We start from the raw sequence: 20,042 nt of genomic DNA, 5'->3' as shown, positions 1-20,042 counted from the left end.
TTTCGATCCGGCAGCGGCTTTTATGGACGACGTCACGGCGATACTCGATCAGCTCAACACAGCCCAGCGTGAGGCAGTCAGCGCTCCTCAGGGTAATCTTCTCGTGCTGGCCGGTGCAGGCTCCGGTAAAACTCGGGTACTTGTTCACCGAATTGCCTGGCTGATGCAGGCAGAGGGCCTGTCGCCCTATGCGCTACTGGCAGTCACCTTTACCAACAAGGCTGCCCGCGAGATGCGCACGCGTCTTGAAGCCCTGCAGGGAATCTCCTTGCGCCATGTTTGGGTAGGCACGTTCCACTCTATTGCTCACCGCTTGCTTCGAACCCATTGGCAAGACGCTCGGCTACCGCAAAACTTCCAGATCATTGACTCCGATGATCAGCTCCGGCTGGTGAAGCGGCTGCTCAAGGATTACGCCATTGACGATGAGCGCTTTCCGCCGCGTCAGGTTCAGGGATTCATCTCAAGCTGCAAGGAAGAGGGCTTACGCCCGCATCAGGTGAACGTTGATGGCGATGCCTACATGGCGCAAATGGTAGAGCTTTACGAGCGCTATCAATTAACCTGTGAACGCGGCGGGCTGGTGGATTTCGGAGAACTACTGCTTAGAAGTCTTGAGCTTCTGCGGGATAACCCGGCGCTTTTGAATCATTATCGTGAGCGCTTTGGGCACATATTGGTGGATGAGTTTCAGGACACCAACACCTTGCAGTATGCCTGGCTAAAGCTGCTGAGCGGCATGCAAACCCCCATGACCGCAGTGGGCGATGATGACCAATCCATTTATGGCTGGCGCGGCGCCAAGGTCGAGAATATTCGCCGGTTTGAGGAGGAATTCCCACAAACGCAGACGGTGCGCCTTGAGCAGAACTACCGTTCAACCAGTGCCATTCTGGATGCTGCCAATGCGCTGATCAGTCACAACAGTGACCGGCTGGGCAAGAACCTGTGGACCGATGGTATCGAGGGCGAGCCTATTTCTGTCTACGCCGGGTTTAACGACCTGGAGGAGGCACGTTATATCGTCGACACTATCAAAGAGAAGGTCGATGAAGGCGTTAACCGCCGTGATATTGCGATTCTCTACCGCTCCAATGCTCAGTCGCGACTGCTGGAAGAGACGCTGATTCGTCAAGGCATGCCTTACCGTATTTACGGAGGCCACCGCTTCTACGAGCGTCTGGAAATCAAGAACGCCCTCGCCTATTTACGCTTACTGCTCAATCGCGATGACGACGCCTCGCTTGAGCGTGTGATCAACGTACCGACCCGCGGCATTGGCACGCGTACCGTGGAAATTCTGCGCCTGCGCGCGCGCGAACAGAGTATTTCACTTTGGCAGGCACTGCATGATGCCCTTCAGGACGGTACGTTAAAGGGCCGTGCGGCCAACGCGGTACAGACGTTTGCCAACCTGATAGAGCAGTTGGATAACGACGCGGCAGGCTTAACCCTTTACGAAATTATCGATCACGTCACCGAGCACACGGGCCTGATTGAGCACCATAAGAGTGAGCGCGGAGAGAAAGGCCAGGCGCGGGTCGAAAACCTCGAAGAACTGGTCACTGCTGCCCGAGCCTTTACCCAGGGTGATGCGTTTGAAACGCCCGAGGCGGGCGAAGGCATGGCCGCTCTGGAGGCATTTCTTTCCGAGGCGGCGCTTAACGCAGGCGACCATGAAGCTGAAGAGTTTGAAGATAGCGTACAGTTAATGACGCTTCACTCTGCCAAAGGCCTCGAGTTTCCGGTGGTATTTATTGCCGGTGTGGAGGAGGGTCTGTTCCCGCATAAAATGTCGCTCGAAGAGCCGGGGCGTTTGGAAGAGGAGCGCAGGCTCTGCTACGTGGGCGTTACCCGTGCTATGCAGAAACTCTACCTGACCCACGCAGAAACTCGCCGCTTACACGGCAAAGAGGTGTTTCCGCGTCCCTCGCGCTTCTTGCGTGAATTACCGCCGCACCTGCTAGAAGAGGTTCGCCTGCGCGGCCATATCTCACGCCCGGTAACCGCCGGCCGCACCAGTTTTGCGCAGCAGCGTGTTGAAAGCGATGGCGATTTACCTGCCCTGCATGTGGGCCAACGTGTTGGCCACGCCGTCTTCGGTGAAGGCATTATTCTTAATGCCGAAGGCGAAGGCGCACGCGCCAGAGTACAAGTGAGCTTTGAAGGCGAGGGCGTTAAGTGGCTAGTGCTGGGGTTTGCCAAGCTAATCCCGCTGTAACGCCTATGTTAAGGGGAAGTGTCTTAACAGGTTGCCCAATAAAACCGGGTTAGCGCATACTGGCGAGCGGACACGTACGCTCACGCGTAACGCAATAATAATCGTATTTATTCGGAGTTATAGCCGCCATGCAACGCCGCCAATTCTTAAAAACCGCTGGCTTAGGTGCTGCCGGTGTCGCTGCCGCCCCCTTTGTAGCGACCGCGCATGCAGATGAAACGTATACCTGGGACATGGTGACCTCTTGGCCGAAGAACTTCCCGGCGCTAGGCACGGGCGCCAACGACTTCGCCCTCCGCGTTGAGCAGCTTTCCAACGGCCGTATGAAAATCCGCGTACACGGCGCAGGCGAGCTGGTACCTGCATTGGAAGTGTTTGATGCGGTATCGGCTGGAACGGCAGAGATGGGCCACTCCACGCCCTATTACTGGCGTGGCAAGCTCCCGGCTGCCCAGTTCTTTACCGCCGTGCCCTTTGGTATGTCAACGACTGAGATGAATGCGTGGCTGTATCACGGCGGTGGTCAGGAGCTGTGGGACGAGGTTTACGCCAAGCATAATCTTAAGCCGTTCGCAGTGGGCAACACCGGCCCTCAAATGGCGGGCTGGTTCAAGAAAGAGATCAACTCGCTGGACGACATGCAAGGCCTTAAACTGCGTTTGCCAGGACTTGCCGGTGAAGCCATGAACGGCATCGGTGTCAGCACCGTGAATATGCCAGGCTCTGAGATTTTCACCTCGATGCAAACGGGTGTTCTGGATGCCGCCGACTGGGTAGGCCCTTACAACGATATGGCGTTTGGTCTGCATCAAGTGGCCGACTACTACTACACCACGGTGTGGAACGAGCCGACCGCAACCGTCGAGACGATGATCAATCTGGATGCCTGGAATGCCTTGCCAGAAGATCTGCAGGACGTTATTCGCGAAGCAGCACGCGCGTCCAACCTGGCCATGTACACGGAGTTCGCTTACCGCAACGCGCAGGCGCTAGAGACACTGGTTGATGAGCATAACGTTCAGCTACGCGAATTCCCCGACGATGTTGTTCAGGCACTCTACGAATCCTCGCAAACCGTGATCCAAAACCAGGTTGAGGGCGATGAAGACTCACGGCGCATTTATGAGTCGTACGCTAACTTCCAGAACCTTATCCGCCCGTTTAGTGATATCGGCGAGTATGCCTACCTGAAAGGTCGTGATGCCGTTGGCGGTTAATCGCTACCCACGGTTGATAAAAAGGGCGCCCAGGCGCCCTTTTTTTGCAAGCCATTGTGCAACCTGATGAAGGGTCAGCAGGCCTTAACCATGCACGGCACGGATACGACCATTATCGTCCAGAGCGACCATGACGAAACGCGCCTCAGTGACTTTTTGGCGCTCTTCAAGGCGCCGCCCATGAGGAATACGCACCCATACTTCGACATCGATCTTAAGAGAGCTGCGGCCAATTTCCTGTACATGAGTGTAAACACTCACCATGGAACCCACGCGCACAGGACTTAAGAAATCCATCGATTCGATGGCCACTGTCGCAGTACGCCCGCCGGCCTCACGACCGGCTGCCAGTTCTGCCGCCTGATCCATGTGATTAACCAGCCACCCGCCCGAAATATCGCCGTAAAGGTTGGTATCCTGTCGAGAAGCCAGTAATTTGAGTGTGAGCAGACCTTGGGGGGCCGGAGCATCATCCAGGTCGGTTTCTAAAAGTGTCATAAGTCGGTCGCTTAATAGGGTTATTGTTGTGTGGTTGCTGCATAGCAATATAAGGCATTAGTTAATCATACGAGGGCATACGTTTGAAGCGCATTGGTTGGTCGTCAGGGAAGAAAAATCGCCTGTGTTTTACGCTTACCACGGTACTAATGCTATTCGCATCAGCTGCCTGGGGGCAACCACAACCGATTAGCGGCACTCTGAGTGCGATTGGCTCCGACACCATGGCCGGACTCATATTGCGCTGGGGCGAGGCGCTAGCCGTGCGCTATCCAGGGATTAACGTGCAGTTTCAGGCTACTGGCTCGGCCAGCGTACCGCCAGCGCTTACGGCGGGCACTGCACGGCTTGGCCCCATGTCACGCCCCATGAATGACCAAGAGCGACAAGCGTTTATCGATCGCTACGGTTACCCACCGCTAGAACTTAAGGTGGCCAGAGATGCGCTTATTCTGGTCGTTCATCGTCATAACCCCTTGCGGGCCATTACGCGCCAACAGGCCGATGCCATTTTCTCCACCGGCCAAGCGTGCGGCGCCGATAAGCCGATAAGACGCTGGAGCGAATTGGCCGCCACACGCGAGTGGCCCTATGGAAATATCGCCCTACATGGGCGCAACCTGGCATCGGGCACCTATGGGTTGTTTCAGGACGAGGTGCTGTGTGATGGCCAATTCCGCCGCGACATCAGCGAGCACCCGGGCTCTTCTGCTGTTGTCGCGGCCGTGGGTGAGTCGCCCAACGCCATGGGATATGCCGGATATAATCACCTGACACCGATGGTACATGCGCTGCGCTTTGTTACCGAGGAGGGGGAAGAAATCGCGCCCAGCGAGCAGGCTGTTCAGCGTAACGAGTACCCGCTATCACGCGATCTTTACCTCTACGTTAATTTGCCGCCAGATGAGTCACTACCCGCCGCCGAGCAGGCATTTTTAGCGTTTATTTTATCGGAAGAAGGCCAGCAAATTGCCCGTGCGGCGGGTTTTGTACCGCTGCCCGATGATGAACTCGCAAATCAGCAACACTGGTAGCTCACTATCATCCAATTGTCATAAAAGTGTCTTAGAGTAAGGAGAACTCACCATGCAACCCATCTTCGCGACGGCCATGCCTTCCCTATGATGTTGATATGATCCCACCTCGCGTTCCTGCTTCTTATCAGCCGCTACGCCAGTTTAAAAATCGTGTCGCCACCGGCCTTATTACGGCGGGGGGCATCGCGGTGCTGCTCGCGATTCTGGCGATTGGCGTGTTTTTATTTTGGGAAACGCTGCCACTGTTGGCATTGGATAAGACCTTTGCCTTCGATAAGCTCTCGCCATTGGTATGGGGAACGCTTAAAGCGGCCTTGGCGGCGATGCTCTTCGCGCTTCCTATCGCCTTGGGCGCCGCCATGTACTCGGCGTTATTCATGTCAGCACGCTTGCGCAGCCGGATTAAGCCGACTCTTGAGATGATGGAGGCAATGCCCGGCGTGGTAGTGGGATTTATTGCCGGTTTAGTACTTGCTCCATGGGTGGAGCGAAACCTGGCCAGTACGCTGGTGCTGCTGGTATGGCTACCAATCAGCGCGGGGCTTGCGGGCGTACTCTGGTACATGGCCTCGTCTCGCTGGCATCGGCGACTGCCGTTTTCCTGGGCCGGGCTATGGCTTGTACCCTGGCTTATCGGCATGGTGGCACTGGCGGTGTGGTTGACGCCCTTGCTGGAGCAACTCTTTCTGGGCGGCGATCTGCGCCGCTGGTTAGAACAACGCTGGGGCATGGACTACGTCACTCGCAATGCGCTGATTGTAGGTATCGCCATGGGGTTTGCGGTAATACCCAGCATTTACTCTCTTGCCGAAGATGCCCTTGCCGACGTCCCGCCCTCCCTGATGGAAGGCGCCCAAGCGCTCGGGGCCAGCCGCTGGCAGGCGCTATGGAAAGTCGCGCTACCAGCGGCGGGGCCGGGTATCTTTTCTGCGGTGATGATTGGCATGGGTCGTGCGGTAGGTGAAACCATGATTGTGTTAATGGCCAGTGGCAACACCGCTCTGCTGAGCGCCAGCCCCTTTGAAGGCATGCGATCAATGGCCGCTGCCATCGCGATTGAGCTCCCAGAAGCCTCCCCCGGCGGGTTTACCTATCATCACCTGATTCTAGCGGCGCTGGTACTGTTTCTATTTACGTTTTTAGTAAACACCCTGGCCGAAGCGGTGCGCTTACGTATGCGCCGCCGCTACCATAAAGTGGGGCATTACTAATGAGCCGCCTATTCGCCTCCGCTTCCAAGCATCGGCTCGATAAATTATGGCCGTGGCTATGCGCCGCTAGCGTTGCCTTGTCACTTTTAATGTTAAGCGCGTTACTTACACTCTTGCTTGTTCGTGGGTTAGGCCATTTTTGGCCCGCCACGCTTGAAGAAATAACACTACGCTCGGGTAGCGTTGTTGCAGGGCAAGCTATTCGCGAAACGCCACTGCCTCAGGAAGCAGGGGTTGAGCGCCTCTATTTTAAAGGTAACCGTGATGTAGACGGCGTCAGCTGGCACTGGGTAGATATCGACGATATTACCTCACGTACAACACCGCACGACCTGATCCGCCTGGAACGTGCTCCGTGGGGCAGCTTTATTGGTCGTCTGGCCGCAGTAGAAACCGCTCAACAATCGTTGCATGGCCGCGAAGCGTGGGACTATTTAAACAACGCGCTTACCCTACCGGCTAATCAGCGCCCGCCCGGGCAACTGCTGCTGGTCACGGCACAGGGCGAGACGTTACGCCAACCTCTGGACAGCGTTAGCCAGGCACTGGCACCTAACGCCATGTCCTGGTGGCAAAAAACGCACACCTGGGGCACTAACGTTTGGCAGTTTTTAAGCGAGGGACCACGCGCGGCCAATACCAGCGGTGGCGTATGGCCGGCTATTTTCGGTACGGTGCTGATGGTCATCTTAATGTCCGTAATCGTCACCCCCTTTGGCGTACTGGCCGCTATTTATCTTAATGAAATTGCCCATCAAAACCGACTTACCCGGTTAGTACGCATTGGCGTACGCAACTTGGCGGGCGTGCCTTCTATTGTGTACGGCGTGTTCGGCCTTGGCGTATTCGTTTACGGCATTGGCGGCACGCTGGATAGCTGGTTCTTTAGCGATACACTGCCTTCGCCAACGTTTGGCACCGGCGGTCTTTTATGGGCCTCTTTAACGCTCGCGCTATTGACGCTTCCTGTCGTGATTGTGGCCACCGAGGAAGGGCTTGCTCGCATCCCCGATGCTCAGCGTGAGGGGGCAGTAGCGCTGGGGGCCACCCGTCTGGAAATGCTAACGCGTATTGTCCTACCCATGGCTACTCCTGCCATGCTAACCGGCGTTATTCTCGCTATCGCCCGCGCCGCAGGCGAAGTAGCTCCGCTTATGCTGGTGGGGGTTGCCAAGTTAGCTCCGCAAATGCCGGTCGACGGTGAGTTTCCTTATGTGCATCTGGAGCGCAAATTTATGCATCTTGGCTATCATCTATTTGATACTGCTTTTCATGGCGAGGATGTACAGGCCGCTATGCCTCTGGTTTACGCCACGGCGCTTCTTTTAGTGGTTATTATTTTGGTGCTTAACCTAACTGCCATATTTCTGCGTCATTATTTTAGGCGCCAACGAGGAAGCGAATGCTAGCGTCATTAGATATAGCCAATGCCCCACAGGCGCCGGTGACGCACTTTTCATCCGAGCACTGCGCCTTGAGTATCGACCAATTTAACCTCGCCTATGCGGGGAAATCGGCGTTGCGTAATTTAACGTTGAGTGTGCCACGCCACCGGGTAACGGCCTTTATTGGGCCTTCAGGCTGTGGCAAGTCAACACTGCTACGTGCCATTAACCGGTTGCATGACCTTAACGAGAGCGTGGAACACAGTGGGCATATTCAGCTTGAAGGGCAGGATATTTACGCTGCGCAGATGAACGTGACCGAGCTACGCCGCCGGGTAGGCATGGTGTTTCAAACGCCCAATCCGTTTCCCATGTCGATCTATGAAAATGTCGCTTTTGGCTTGCGTTTACAGCATCGCCTACCCAAGCGGCAACGCGATGACATTATCGAGTGGGCGCTGACCTCAGCAGCCCTATGGGATGAGGTAAAAGACCGCCTGCATCGTTCAGCGTGGCAGCTATCAGGTGGTCAGCAGCAGCGCTTGGTCATCGCTCGAACGCTAGCCGTTCAACCGGATGTGCTACTACTGGATGAGCCGGCATCAGCGCTTGATCCCATTTCAACGCTGAAGATTGAGGAGCTGATTCGTAACCTTAAATCACAGCTAACCCTTATCCTTGTCACCCACAATATGCAGCAAGCCGCACGGGTCTCCGATTATACGGCCTTTCTACACAACGGAGAGCTGGTTGAGTACGGCCCTACCGACCAGGTCTTCACTAATCCGCGTTTACAGCGCACCGAGAACTACATCACCGGCCGCATGACGTAGTCGTCAATCATCAGGCCTAACTAACCCAACATCAGGAGTGCTCAATGGATATTACGAGCGATACCCACAGCCAGCATATCTCGCGCCAGTTCAACCAAGAGCTGGAAGAGCTAAAAACCCACCTGATGGCCATGGGCGGCCTGGTGGAAAAACAGGTTCAGGATGCCGTATTCGCCCTGCTGGAAAACGATACCCGCTTGGCTGAAAAAGTGCGCGATAACGACCGGCAAGTGAACGATCTTCAGCTGCAAATTGATGAAGAGTGCACCCGTGTATTGGCACGCCGCCAGCCTGCAGCATCAGACTTACGCCTGGTGCTTGCCGTTATTCGTGCCACTTCAGATCTTGAGCGTATCGGCGATGAAGCCAGCAAGATTGCGCGTAATGCAATCCTGCTCAGCGAAAACACCAGCACGGTTCGTGGCTTAATTGAAGTTCGTCATATCAGTGAGCATGTACGTAAAATGCTGCGCGATGCGCTGACAGCCTTTGCCCGTTTCGATACCGACTTGGCGATGAAGGTAGTGCGTGAAGATGAGTCGGTCGATGATGAGTACGGCAGTGCCATGCGCTCATTGATGACCTTCATGATGGAGGACTCGCGCTCAATTAGTTCAATCCTCAGCATTATGTGGGTGCTGCGCGCGTTAGAACGCGTCGGCGACCATGCCGACAACCTGGCGGAGTACGTTGTGTATCTCGTGAAGGGGCTCGATATTCGACATAGCGACCTGGACACCGTCGACCAGAGGGTAACGAAAAAGCCTTGACCCATGAGGCATTTCCTCTTGCAATACGTCTGGGCGGATACCCGCCTGGACGTTTGTATTGATGAGGACTGCTTGAATGTTGGATGCAATAACAGCGCTTAGCCGAGGTACGCGGCTGGTCTATCAAAAAGGCCTGCGGCGTTATATTTTTCTTCCTATCCTCGTCAATATTATTGTTTATGCCGCCATGTTCAGCTTTGTGATTACGCGCTTTTCAGGCTGGATTGGCCACTGGATGACATTAGTACCTGCTTGGCTGGATTGGCTTTCCTGGCTGATCTGGCCGCTGTTTGTGGTTAGCCTTATTGTCATTGTATTCTTCACCTTTACCCTGATCACAAGCTTTATTGCGGCGCCTTTTTACGGCTTTTTAGCGGCTAAAGTGGAAATTCAAGAAACAGGCCGTATACCGCTGGATGATCGCGGGCTGACCAAAACGGCGCTTGATGCGCTAGGCCGAGAGCTGGTCAAACTCGCGTATATCGCCCCACGCGCCATTGCCCTCTTTATCATCAGCTGGATTCCAGGGCTCAACCTCTTTGCGCCGATTCTATGGGGGCTGTTCTCCGCATGGGTAATGGCCATTACCTATCTGGACTATCCTATGGATAATAATAAGGTCTCGTTCAAGGATATGCGTCAACGGCTTTCCAGGCGCTGGTGGCAAAGCCTCAGCTACGGCGGGCTCGTGACTCTGGTTACCTGGATACCGCTTGCCAATCTTTTTCTGATTCCGGGGGCCGTAGCAGGAGCCGTACTAATGTGGGACCAATATTATCGTACGGCGAATGAGCTTACGATCCAGCGGCCCTCGTAACACCTGAAAAGTCATGCTTTTTTTCTACGCTTTTAAACGCGAAACCCCGCTTTAACGGGGTTTTTAATGCTTTCAGTAGTGGTTTACCAGTCCAGGCTATCGCCTTCTTTGTGATTTAACTCGGTCGATTCGAACGAATGGGTGTTACGACGCTGGGCGCCATCCTGATCCCGCTGCAGCTGGCTTGACGGTGCATAGTTGCCGTTCATATGATCACGCTGACTATGGTTAAGCTCACTGGGTGAGTAGTGAGGACTAGACGTGCTAGTGGATTGCGGCATGTCGATGACATCGCTGCCGACTGCACGATCTTTAGTACGCTCAATAGAGCTTTGGGCAAAAGCTAGCGGGCTTGCAATCAAACCGATAGAAATACCTAAAATACCTACCGTTTTTAAAACTGCTTTAAATGACATAACGCTCTCCTGATGTGGGGTGCCGCTCACCTGTCTTGGCTATTATCACACTAACGTAAATACCATTGCACTGAAGGGTGAGAAGCGATCAGTGCCTTTGACTGCAAGATTATGGTCCAAGTGCCCAAACATCCCAAATTCATGAAATGCTGAATGATTAAAAATATTTTTAAACACGACCACACAAATAAAGCTATCCAAGTAAATAACAAGCTAACATTTTTTTAGTGTTGGCACAGCACCATGGTGAACAAGCTAAAAAGCTCGTTATCAACCTTTGCGTTTAAAAAGCATGAAAGGGGTCATCACGCCGTGGGACAAGAGAATCGTGAAAAAACTATTTGAGCGAGGGTAATGTTAAAAAAACGTAGATAGGAAAGGTTCAGTTTTAAAACCAGCCAAACACGACTGCTCATCAAGGGCTACATAACAAGATTAGGCCCTGCCATGGCAGGGCCCTAACCTCGCATCTATGGACAATATCTAGCGCTAGCTTCCACTCATTTTGCGGGACTCCAACCTTGGAATTTACCCTGACTAACGCTCTGATTGTCGCTTGATTCAATCCATGAATCGGTGAGCATCCATGCGATGGGACATCCTTATCCCGTGCTCGTTCCTAAACTGTAGTACAAATTTTTAGCACTGAGTGTTTAAACCGCTGGTCACTGGTCTTGACCAGTGGTCACAGAGCTATTTTGCTCAGGCAGGTCGCTCGGCTCAAATGACGTATCGCCGCCACCTGTTACACCCGTTGGACCACCATCCATCGACTCATTATGAGTTTCATGTTGAGAAGAACCTGCACCGGGACGAGTAGTATCGCCTGCACTTTCACCGTTCATATCCGAGAGCTCGTCTGCATCATAGGTAGATGCATCACCACCTGTACCTGTACCAGATGATTGCGGCTGCATGGGTTCTTCATCAGCTGTAATATCGTGGCTCGGGTCTACTGGTTCTTGGGCAAAAGCGAAGGGGCTTGCCAGTAAACCGAATGTTACACCTAAAATCCCAGCTTTCTTGAGTAGTTCCTTGGACATCATGTTCCTTCTCCTCGATCGCTGTTGATACCGCTAATCTTAAGGAAGTGCCTTCCTGGCGTACCATTTCCTGCGGTAATCTTCCTTGCCCAACTTAAAGCAGATGTAATGCCAAAAAACAAAAATAAAAAAATATTTCTTATTAATAAACAACTTAAAATAAATCCCGCGTGCCAATCATGCTCGCTGATCGAGTATAAGGGACCACCATAACTGACTAAAAATGACACATGAGCAGACTTGAACCATAGATGGCTGTCCATATGGCACGCTTGGATAAAGGTTATACAGAAGACCAGGGAAAAAGGCGGCTAGGAGGTAGCAGCCAGCCGAGTGGCGGGGAAAGTACAGCGAAATAGCGAACCTTCGCCAGGATGCGATTCAACCTGAAGCAGGGCATCATGGCGCAGCAGGATATGCTTAACGATGGCAAGACCAAGCCCAGTACCGCCTGTCGCGGTACTCCGGCCTTTATCAACCCGATAAAAGCGCTCCGTTAGCCTGGGGAGGTGGACAGGATCGATGCCCTCTCCATCATCTTCTACTTCTATGCATGCGCTTCCATCTTCCATGGGCGCCCAGCGCAGTATAATTTGGCTACCCTCTGGGGTATATCGCACCGCATTGAAAGCCAGGTTAGAAATGGCGCTACGTATTTCCTGCTCGCTCCCTATGAGCTGGGCGTCACTTTCAATAGCAACACGGACAACATGCTTACGGTGCGATAGCGCCAATGCATCCTGGCAGACGCTATTAAGCAATTGCTCAACCGACAGCGCCTGATGGTCCTGCCCGCCTTGATCTATTTCCAAGCGTGACAAAAGCAGCAGGTCGTTAACCAGATTTTGCATGCGCTGCGTCTGGTCCTGCATTTGCTCGATCCCTCGGCCCAAGCGAGGCGGAAGCTGCTCAGCCAAGTCACCATAGGTTTCGAGGTAGCCAGAAAGAACAGTAAGCGGCGTACGCAGCTCATGGGAGACGTTGGCCACAAAGTCTCTGCGCATCTCCTCAAGACGGTGCAAACGAGTGATATCCCGCGCCATCACCAGGCGCTCATCGTCGCCATACGAGGTAATTTGGTATTGCAGAATGCTGCGCTCATCAATGGGTGAGGTCAGCGTAAGCGGTTCGCTGTAATCGCGGGCGTTGAAGTAGCTGATAAAGCGTGGGTCACGCAACAAATTGGTAATGTGCTGGCCACGATCGTGCGCGGTTTGTAGGCCCAGCATATCCGTCGCTGCACTGTTCCACCACTCCAAATCACCGTGGCGGTCGAGCATTACCACGCTGTCGCGCATGGCCTCTGAGGATTCCTGGATACGCGCAAGCGTAGACCGCAATCGACCTTGTGTAATGCGCTGGCTTTTTTGGTAGCGGTAAAGACGATCAAGCAAATCCCCCCACATACCACCCGCAGCCGGGGGCTCGTTATGAGGATTAAGGGTTAACCATTGAAAGAGTACGCGCAACTGGCGTAAATGGTAAAAAAGACAAACGGCCAACCCGGCTGCCAAACCAAGGCCCGCTGAACCTAACAGCCACCCTAGGCAAACACCTATGGTCGCTAACCAGGCAATACGCCAAAGCTCACGGCTCCATAGGCGCACTGTTACACCCGGGCTGAGAAACGATAACCGGTACCCCGTACCGTCTGAATCAGGTTTTGGTGCACATCGCCTAACGCCTTACGCAAGCGCCGAATATGTACATCCACTGTGCGTTCTTCAACATACACATTGCCGCCCCATACCTGGTCCAGCAGTTGGCTGCGTGTATAGGCTCGCTCCTGGTGGGTCATAAAGAACTGCAGCAGGCGATATTCAGTGGGCCCCATTTCCAGCGCCTTGCCATGCGCACTAACACGGTGGCTGACGGGGTCAAGTAGAAGGCCGTTAATTTCGATGGGGTCTTCTACGCCACGCGGGGTGGTGCGTCGCAATACGGCTTTCAAGCGCGCGACCAACTCACGGGGCGAGAAGGGTTTGGTGATATAGTCGTCCGCGCCCGCCTCAAGGCCTTGAATCTTATTGTCTTCCTCACCCTTGGCGGTGAGCATAATAATCGGCATTTCGGCGGTGGCTTCTTCACGCTTAAGGCGTCGCGCCAACTCAATACCACTGGTACCTGGCATCATCCAATCCAGAAGCAGTAAGTCAGGCTGATGGTCAACGACTAACGCGTGGGCATCCTGGGCGTTATCCGCTTCAAGCACGCGATAGTCAGCCATTTCCAGCGCCACTGCGATCATTTCGCGAATAGGTGCTTCATCATCGACAATCAAAACGGTCTTGGCGGTCATTCCAGGGCCTCACGGTGCTCAATGAAAGGTAATTCAATGACATCTCAGTGACAATAACACCATGACTTGATGACACTTATATGACAATAGCCAATAACAAGAACGAATGACAGGCCTAATCACGCTTTGCTAGAGCGGCCCGGCCACTGGCCACCAACTTAGCGCAATGCCGGCAAAAACCAGCAGCCCTGACCAGTAGTTATTCAAAAAAGCCTGAAAACACGGGTCGCGTTCACGATGCCGAATCAGGCGCTGTTGATGAATAAAGGTGGTCGCCATACCGGCAAGGCCCAGCCAGAAAAAACCACCCAGCCCCACACGAACACCCACAAAGGCTAACAGCACCAATGTCGCCAGTTGCAGTAATCCAATCATCAAGCGGTCTGCACTGCCAAACAGCACCGCCGTTGATTTAATACCAATTTTCAGGTCATCGTCGCGGTCGACCATGGCGTATTGGGTATCGTAAGCAACCGTCCACAGTACGTTCGCAAAAAACAGCAACCAGGCTTCCACAGGTACATATCCCAGCACCGCCCCAAACGCCATGGGGATTGCCCACGAAAAAGCCGCCCCCAGCACCACCTGAGGAAGATGGGTGTAACGCTTCATAAAGGGGTAGATAAACGCCAGGGCCACGCCACCAATCGACAGCAGCACCGTAAACCAGTTGGTCAGCAGCACTAACACAAACGCAACAGTGACCAGCCCAATAAACAGCAGTTTGGCTTCGGTTTCACTGATTCGCCCCGTCGCCAGTGGACGATGTTTCGTGCGCTTAACGTGGCCATCAACATGGCGGTCAGCGTAATCATTCACAACGCAGCCAGCAGCGCGCATAACATAAACACCTGCCACAAAAATAAGCAGCACGTTGCGACCAGGCACCCCGTTTGTAGCCACCCAAAGCGCCCATAAGGTAGGCCACATCAATAGCCAGGTACCAATGGGGCGGTCCAGGCGCATTAAGTGTAAAAAATCAGCGACTCGCGCCCATCCGACTGGCCGCAACAAAGAACGATCCATGCCTACCTCACGTAAAGAAGAGATGCCGAGCAAGCCTACCGCGAAGACAAACGAAGGTCATCTGCCATGGTGGATAAAAAGTACTCTTGTACAAGTAGCGATAACCCACCATGTTGAAACACTGAGCGCCGCCCCCAACGACTTTTCACGCCAGCAACCTGAGGGAAGGCAAAGCGTGGCGCACCGCTCGTAGCTTCAAGAGGGCCGCGTACTAAATCTGGCTGGCGAAACAGCCAACTGCCCAGCGAGCGCTCACCAAGTTGCTCCAATCGCTGGCCTTTTAGCTGTGTTAAGGGGGCAACCGAACGTGCGACCACCCAAGGATTATCACCCACGCACAGGGCGACCTCCCTTAACCAGGCATAGCGACGAAGCTCAATCCCCAACGCCTGCGCTTCATCATGCAGAGGCACGCCGACACCCTGGCGCAGCAGGCGAACACGGAATGGTTGCCCTGCGCCTGCCGCTTGCAAGCGAGCCGTTAGCGAATCCGTAGACGCAACCCACTTCCACCAGGCAGCGCTCATGGCGGGGCGTAACGCAGCCACGGGCTGCCAAACAGGAAAGGCATGCGTTTGCCGAAAAGAGGACGTCACCACCAGATACTCCTAGGCAAAAAACAGAGAAGCTAGTGTAACATGGTGGTCTTAAAAGCTTTTACGACACCGATTATTTGGGGATGGCATGCCTGCATCACATCCGGTTAGCAACCCGACTGGCCACGCTGAGTTGATCATCATTGGCACCGGCATGGCAGGCATTGGGCTTGCCCGTGCGCTACGTCGCCAAGGCGATAAGCGCTCGATTATTTTGGTGAGCGCAGACAGCGGCGAGGACTACAGCAAGCCGCTGTTATCTACCGGCTTTGCAAAACGCCTCTCGCCCAACCAACTGGCCAGGCATTCAGCCGCGGTACTGGCCGATGAGCTGGATGCCCATGTGCTTACCCATACGTCAGTAGAGCACATGACACCAGACACACACACTATACAGCTTAGTGACGGGCAAACACTTGCCTACGATACGCTGGTGCTGGCGACCGGCGCTGAACCCCGGGTGCCTTTTGCCATTCCAGAAAACGTTGCTCGCTACTGCTTTACCATTAACGATCTCGACGACTATCGCCTGTTCCATCACGCGCTGAACGATCGCCCCGCGCGCATTGCCGTTATCGGCGCAGGATTAGTCGGCTGTGAATTTGCCAACGACCTGCAGGCAGGTGGCCATCAAGTCACTCTGATTGCTCCAGAGGCCACGCCGTTACCCAAGCTATTACCAGAACCGCTGGGGTTTGCGCTGAGTGATGCCTTTCAGGAAGCCGGTATAAAGCTTGCGCTTCACCGCACGATTAAAGAGTTAGCCCCAAATAATGACAGCACGGTTCGGCTAACGCTTAGTAACGATGACACCGTCAACGCCGATATTGTTTTACTGGCAACCGGCCTTACGCCAAGAACCGCGCTGGCAAAGGCCGCCGGGCTTGCCGTTTCACCACAAGGTATTCAGGTAGACCGGTATCTGCGCACTTCGCACCCGCATATTTATGCCTTGGGCGATGTTGCTTGCATAGAAGGCCTCAATGCCATGTACGTCCAGCCATTACAAGCCAGTGCCAAAGCACTCTCGGCAACGCTTGCCGGCTCACCAACGCAGGTCAGCTTTGGCGCCTGGCCCATCATTGTGAAAACGCCGCTATTGCCCGTAGTGGCCTATCCGCCTTCGGCGATACCCGAACACTGGCGAATTGAGGGCGAAGGGGGTGATATGACGGCGCTTGCCGAAGATAAAGACGGGAATTTAGTCGGTTTTGCGTTGACAGGCGGCTGCGTGAGACGGAAAGTGGAGCTTTCCCGGGCAGCTCCCACACTGCTGGGCTGATTTTTATCGCGTTCACGTCTAGGCTGGATAAGCTAGCTTGGCCTAGTGAGTGCTTTTAACAACACCACGATGCTTTACGCTTACTTTTAATGAGGGGAATTTCCTATGCGCAAACCTGAACTCGCCGCTGCCATCGCTGAGAGTGCCGACCTATCCAAAGACAAAGCAGGCCAAGTCCTGAATGTTATTCTGGATGAAATCACCAACAGCGTTGCGAAAGGCGAAGATGTGGCATTGATTGGTTTTGGTACCTTTACCGTACGTGAGCGTGCAGCACGTACCGGCAAAAACCCGCAAACGGGCGCACCTTTACAAATTCCGGCCAGCAAAAATGTTGCCTTTAAGCCGGGTAAAGCGCTTAAGGACGCCGTTTCCTAATGAAACTCAAGCTGACGCTGTGGCTATTGAGCCTAATGCTCAAGCGTGCCCTGCGCCGCAAGCCGCGCTTTCGTGAACAGCTTGAAAGGATGCGTCACTTGGACTGGGGCATTGCGACGGAAGACTTGAGCATTGCTCGCTACTACCGGATGACCCCCAAAGGGGTCTCTTCAGGTAAAGGCCTGCCAGTCGATTTGGATCTTGAATTGCGCTTTCGCGATCAGGAAGCCGCATTACGTATCCTTAGAAAGCCAACGCAGCAAGCTTTCCTCGATGGAATGCTCAACGGCGAGGTACGCCTTGTCGGTGACTCCACCGATATGAACAAGCTGCAAAAACTGCTGAAGTATTTATAACGCTTCTTCCAGCGGTTCTACCCGCCACCCGTAGGTGGCGGGTTCCTACGCGTTTCACCTGCCCTCCTCCCACCATAATGTTGGCACAGCGCCAGGGGCAAACGTGATCGTAACGGCCGGACGTACCGACAAGCATGACTGGCTGCACCGTTTGGGGCTCAAGACCGTACTGAATCACCGCCTTCCTGATTACGCCAGGCAACTCAATAACACGGCGCCTTCTGGTATTACGCGCAATTTTGAAAATATCGGGGGCAGCGCTCATTGGGTTGCTCAATGGCGATAATATAGGCAAGCGTGTGGTCGAATGGTAGGGGCTTATCTGCTCCAAAACGCATAACGTGATAACCCCAAAACCATAGCAACGAACCAGCCCTAGGGCTTATACTAAAGTCTAACAACGACTGACAATAAGAGCGTCTATGCCTATTTCACTGCCGCTTCGGCGTCTTTGGACACTTGATAAGTTTGCCTATAGCCTGCGCGTTTTTATCGCATTCAGCGCAGCCCTGCTATTTAGCCTTTATCTTGGCGACATCGCCCTGGTAATACCGCTGTTTCTGGGCATTATCGCCTGCGCGCTCTCCGAAACCGATGACAGCTGGCAAGGCCGCTTACAGGCACTGCTGGTAACCCTGGTATGTTTTACCTCAGCCTCATTTATCGTGCAGTGGCTGTTTCCTTGGCCATGGCTGTTTGCGCTGGGGCTGGGAGTATCCACGTTCACCCTCATCATGTTGGGCGCTATCGGCCAGCGATACGCCACGATTGCCTCAGGCACGCTGATTTTATCGATCTACTCAATGATCAATATTGAGCAGCACGGCGGTGTGGATGCCGATGTGGCCTCACGCCAGTTGCTGCTGTTGGCGGGTGCGGCCTGGTACGGGGTTATTTCCGTTGTCTGGTGTGTTCTTTTTTCTCGTCAACCCGTCAAGCAGAGCATGGCGCGCGTGTACAAGACGCTGGGCGAGTTTCTGATTCTTAAATCAGCGCTGTTTGAACCCGTACGCGGGGTCGATGTAGAAGCCCGTCGCGTGGCGCTGGCACGCCAGAACGGGAAAGTGGTGGATGCCCTCAACCAGGCAAAAGAGATGATTTTTCGTCGTCTGGAAGGCCAGCGTGGAAGTCAAAAGCTTAACCGTTACCTACAGATATACTTTATTGCTCAGGATATTCATGAACGGGCAAGCTCGACCCATTACCCCTACAGCGCCCTCACCGAAGCATTTTTTCACCATGACGTACTGTTCCGCTGCCAGCGGCTTTTGGATCAGCAGGGCCGCGCCTGTCGTCAGCTAGCCAAATCGTTACTGCTGAAGCGCGCTTTTGACCATAAGCAGAGTGAACAAGCCTTGGCCGACCTTAGGGCCTCTATCGATAATTTGAGCGAACGCGGCAAACCCGAATGGCGCAAACTGATGCACCCGCTTAATGCGCTGGCGGACAACCTCGCAACGCTCGAAGCACAGATCGCCAGTGCTCATAACCCGGATACCACCAACGACCGCGAAGATAGCGCGCTCTATGATCGCTCGCCCTCCAGCCTGCTGGAAGCGTGGAAGCGAGTACAGCTTAACTTTACCCTTGGCTCGCCCACCTTTCGCCACGCGGTACGCCTGACAACCGCGCTCATGGCGGGCTACGGCCTGCTTCAGTGGCTGGACCCCGAACAAGGCTTCTGGATTTTGCTGACTACCCTGTTTGTATGTCGGCCTAACTTCGCCACGACGCGACGCTTTCTTTCCCAACGCATTTTGGGCACGGTACTTGGCCTTACGGCAGGCTGGGTGTCGATCAGCCTGTTTCCCCAGCCAAGCGTGCAGAGCGTGATTGCGGTGGCCGCTGGCGTCACCTTTTTTGCCAACCGGGAAAAACGCTATGTCGTGGCGACAGCGGCCATCACGTTGCTGGTGCTGTGCAGCTTTAACCAGGTAGGCGACGGCTTCGACCTTATCTGGCCGCGCTTGTTTGACACCTTAATTGGCTCGCTGATTGCAGGACTCGCGGTGTTTTTTATTCTGCCCGATTGGCAGGGCCGCCGGCTGTATCGGGAAGCGGCGAAGACGGTTACCAACCACCGCCGCTATCTGGATGAAATTATTCATCAATACGAAGAGGGCAAGCAGGACGACCTTGCGTACCGCTTGGCACGGCGCAATGCCCACAATGCCGATGCCGCGCTTTCTACCCTGCTCACCAATATGCTTCACGAGCCGGGCCACTACCGCAAACAGGATGCCGATAATGGCCTACGCTTTTTGGTGCTCTCCAATACGCTGCTTAGCCACCTCTCGGCCCTGGGCGCCCACCGGCACCGCTTGCTGGAAGGCGAGGATGACGCCGCCTTGATGCCATCCGCTAAACGGATCAGCGAACTTCTGGGCCAGCTTGCCGAGCAGTTGGACAAGCGTCAGCTGGTTGCCCCGCTCAATGAGCCCGTCAGCGAGCTACTCACACAGCTGGATGAGTCCGGCAAGACAAGCTCTGACGAACAAGCCGTGGTGATGTATCGCCCTATTCAAAGCCAACTACGCCTCATCACCGAACAGCTAGCGCCTTTGGGTGAGGCGGCGAATCGCTTGACCCGCACATCAGCCTTCATCGAGGAAGCTACCCGCCCTAACGCTAGCGTTTAAACGCACCGTTACTGACCG

20 protein-coding genes are annotated in these 20,042 nt (G+C 54.3%); 13 read left to right on the top strand and 7 right to left on the bottom strand.

Annotated features, from left to right (window positions below; genetic code table 11):
• Nucleotides 1-22 precede the first annotated feature (22 nt).
• Together uvrD and ACT3TJ_RS03290 are read left to right on the top strand one after the other, a co-directional pair.
• On the top strand, nt 23-2,221 hold the full coding sequence (gene uvrD, locus ACT3TJ_RS03295; RefSeq protein WP_193056992.1) for a DNA helicase II: 2,199 nt from the start codon (nt 23-25) through the stop codon (nt 2,219-2,221).
• A 128-nt stretch (nt 2,222-2,349) separates the two neighbouring features.
• Complete coding sequence (locus ACT3TJ_RS03290) at nt 2,350-3,438, top strand: TRAP transporter substrate-binding protein (RefSeq protein ID WP_193056993.1); 1,089 nt, start codon at nt 2,350-2,352, stop codon at nt 3,436-3,438.
• 84 nt (nt 3,439-3,522) lie between these two features.
• On the opposite strand, the gene ACT3TJ_RS03285 is transcribed toward ACT3TJ_RS03290, so the two are convergent.
• The gene (locus tag ACT3TJ_RS03285; RefSeq protein WP_087110319.1) at nt 3,523-3,936 is read right to left on the bottom strand and encodes an acyl-CoA thioesterase; all 414 of its coding nucleotides are present in this window, start codon (nt 3,934-3,936) and stop codon (nt 3,523-3,525) included.
• Between the two features lie 149 nt (nt 3,937-4,085).
• Here ACT3TJ_RS03285 and ACT3TJ_RS03280 point away from each other — a divergent pair, with 149 nt between their 5' ends.
• From ACT3TJ_RS03280 to cysZ, 6 genes are all read left to right on the top strand, one after another.
• The gene (locus tag ACT3TJ_RS03280; RefSeq protein ID WP_444665453.1) at nt 4,086-4,970 is read left to right on the top strand and encodes a PstS family phosphate ABC transporter substrate-binding protein; all 885 of its coding nucleotides are present in this window, start codon (nt 4,086-4,088) and stop codon (nt 4,968-4,970) included.
• A 98-nt stretch (nt 4,971-5,068) separates the two neighbouring features.
• Nucleotides 5,069-6,184 (top strand): ABC transporter permease subunit, encoded by a 1,116-nt coding sequence (locus tag ACT3TJ_RS03275; RefSeq protein ID WP_193056994.1) that lies wholly within the window; start codon nt 5,069-5,071, stop codon nt 6,182-6,184.
• On the top strand, nt 6,184-7,593 hold the full coding sequence (gene pstA / locus ACT3TJ_RS03270) for a phosphate ABC transporter permease PstA (protein WP_193056995.1): 1,410 nt from the start codon (nt 6,184-6,186) through the stop codon (nt 7,591-7,593). Before ACT3TJ_RS03275 ends, pstA begins: the two co-directional genes overlap by 1 nt.
• Entirely contained in the window at nt 7,587-8,402 is an 816-nt protein-coding gene (gene pstB / locus ACT3TJ_RS03265; protein ID WP_192526819.1) for a phosphate ABC transporter ATP-binding protein PstB, read from the top strand. The genes pstA and pstB overlap by 7 nt, the downstream gene beginning before the upstream one ends.
• Nucleotides 8,403-8,446: 44 nt before the next feature.
• Nucleotides 8,447-9,172 (top strand): phosphate signaling complex protein PhoU, encoded by a 726-nt coding sequence (gene phoU / locus ACT3TJ_RS03260; protein ID WP_442352895.1) that lies wholly within the window; start codon nt 8,447-8,449, stop codon nt 9,170-9,172.
• 76 nt (nt 9,173-9,248) lie between these two features.
• Nucleotides 9,249-9,989, top strand: a complete 741-nt coding sequence (gene cysZ, locus ACT3TJ_RS03255; RefSeq protein WP_193056996.1) for a sulfate transporter CysZ — start codon at nt 9,249-9,251, stop codon at nt 9,987-9,989.
• A gap of 83 nt (nt 9,990-10,072) precedes the next feature.
• Here the strand turns inward: cysZ and ACT3TJ_RS03250 are convergent, their stop codons facing one another.
• From ACT3TJ_RS03250 to ACT3TJ_RS03225, 6 genes are all read right to left on the bottom strand, one after another.
• Nucleotides 10,073-10,405: a hypothetical protein gene (locus ACT3TJ_RS03250; RefSeq protein WP_444665452.1), complete on the bottom strand. Its 333-nt coding sequence runs from the start codon at nt 10,403-10,405 to the stop codon at nt 10,073-10,075.
• 665 nt (nt 10,406-11,070) lie between these two features.
• A complete protein-coding gene (locus ACT3TJ_RS03245) occupies nt 11,071-11,451 on the bottom strand; it encodes a hypothetical protein (RefSeq protein ID WP_444665451.1) in 381 nt (126 codons plus the stop codon).
• A 308-nt stretch (nt 11,452-11,759) separates the two neighbouring features.
• Nucleotides 11,760-13,055 carry a phosphate regulon sensor histidine kinase PhoR gene (gene phoR / locus ACT3TJ_RS03240; RefSeq protein ID WP_444665450.1) on the bottom strand — a complete coding sequence of 432 codons (1,296 nt, stop codon included), beginning with the start codon at nt 13,053-13,055 and terminating at the stop codon, nt 11,760-11,762.
• A gap of 2 nt (nt 13,056-13,057) precedes the next feature.
• Nucleotides 13,058-13,747 (bottom strand): phosphate regulon transcriptional regulator PhoB, encoded by a 690-nt coding sequence (gene phoB / locus ACT3TJ_RS03235; RefSeq protein ID WP_087110299.1) that lies wholly within the window; start codon nt 13,745-13,747, stop codon nt 13,058-13,060.
• A 129-nt stretch (nt 13,748-13,876) separates the two neighbouring features.
• Nucleotides 13,877-14,773 carry a 4-hydroxybenzoate octaprenyltransferase gene (gene ubiA / locus ACT3TJ_RS03230; protein ID WP_444665449.1) on the bottom strand — a complete coding sequence of 299 codons (897 nt, stop codon included), beginning with the start codon at nt 14,771-14,773 and terminating at the stop codon, nt 13,877-13,879.
• Nucleotides 14,774-14,808: 35 nt separating this feature from the next.
• Nucleotides 14,809-15,372, bottom strand: a complete 564-nt coding sequence (locus tag ACT3TJ_RS03225) for a chorismate--pyruvate lyase family protein (RefSeq protein WP_444665448.1) — start codon at nt 15,370-15,372, stop codon at nt 14,809-14,811.
• An 85-nt stretch (nt 15,373-15,457) separates the two neighbouring features.
• On the opposite strand from ACT3TJ_RS03225, the gene ACT3TJ_RS03220 reads away from it, so the two are divergent.
• From ACT3TJ_RS03220 to yccS, 5 genes are all read left to right on the top strand, one after another.
• Entirely contained in the window at nt 15,458-16,651 is a 1,194-nt protein-coding gene (locus ACT3TJ_RS03220) for an NAD(P)/FAD-dependent oxidoreductase (RefSeq protein ID WP_172116794.1), read from the top strand.
• 105 nt (nt 16,652-16,756) lie between these two features.
• Entirely contained in the window at nt 16,757-17,029 is a 273-nt protein-coding gene (locus tag ACT3TJ_RS03215; protein WP_018918476.1) for an HU family DNA-binding protein, read from the top strand.
• On the top strand, nt 17,029-17,385 hold the full coding sequence (locus ACT3TJ_RS03210; protein ID WP_193057292.1) for a hypothetical protein: 357 nt from the start codon (nt 17,029-17,031) through the stop codon (nt 17,383-17,385). The genes ACT3TJ_RS03215 and ACT3TJ_RS03210 overlap by 1 nt, the downstream gene beginning before the upstream one ends.
• A gap of 103 nt (nt 17,386-17,488) precedes the next feature.
• The gene (locus ACT3TJ_RS03205) at nt 17,489-17,671 is read left to right on the top strand and encodes a hypothetical protein (RefSeq protein ID WP_444665447.1); all 183 of its coding nucleotides are present in this window, start codon (nt 17,489-17,491) and stop codon (nt 17,669-17,671) included.
• A gap of 136 nt (nt 17,672-17,807) precedes the next feature.
• On the top strand, nt 17,808-20,024 hold the full coding sequence (gene yccS / locus ACT3TJ_RS03200; protein ID WP_444665446.1) for a YccS family putative transporter: 2,217 nt from the start codon (nt 17,808-17,810) through the stop codon (nt 20,022-20,024).
• Nucleotides 20,025-20,042 lie beyond the last annotated feature (18 nt).

This window comes from Halomonas sp. AOP30-A1-24, from assembly GCF_052378165.1.
GTDB lineage: Bacteria > Pseudomonadota > Gammaproteobacteria > Pseudomonadales > Halomonadaceae > Vreelandella > Vreelandella citrativorans.
This window is presented reverse-complemented; position numbering and strand designations above follow the sequence as displayed.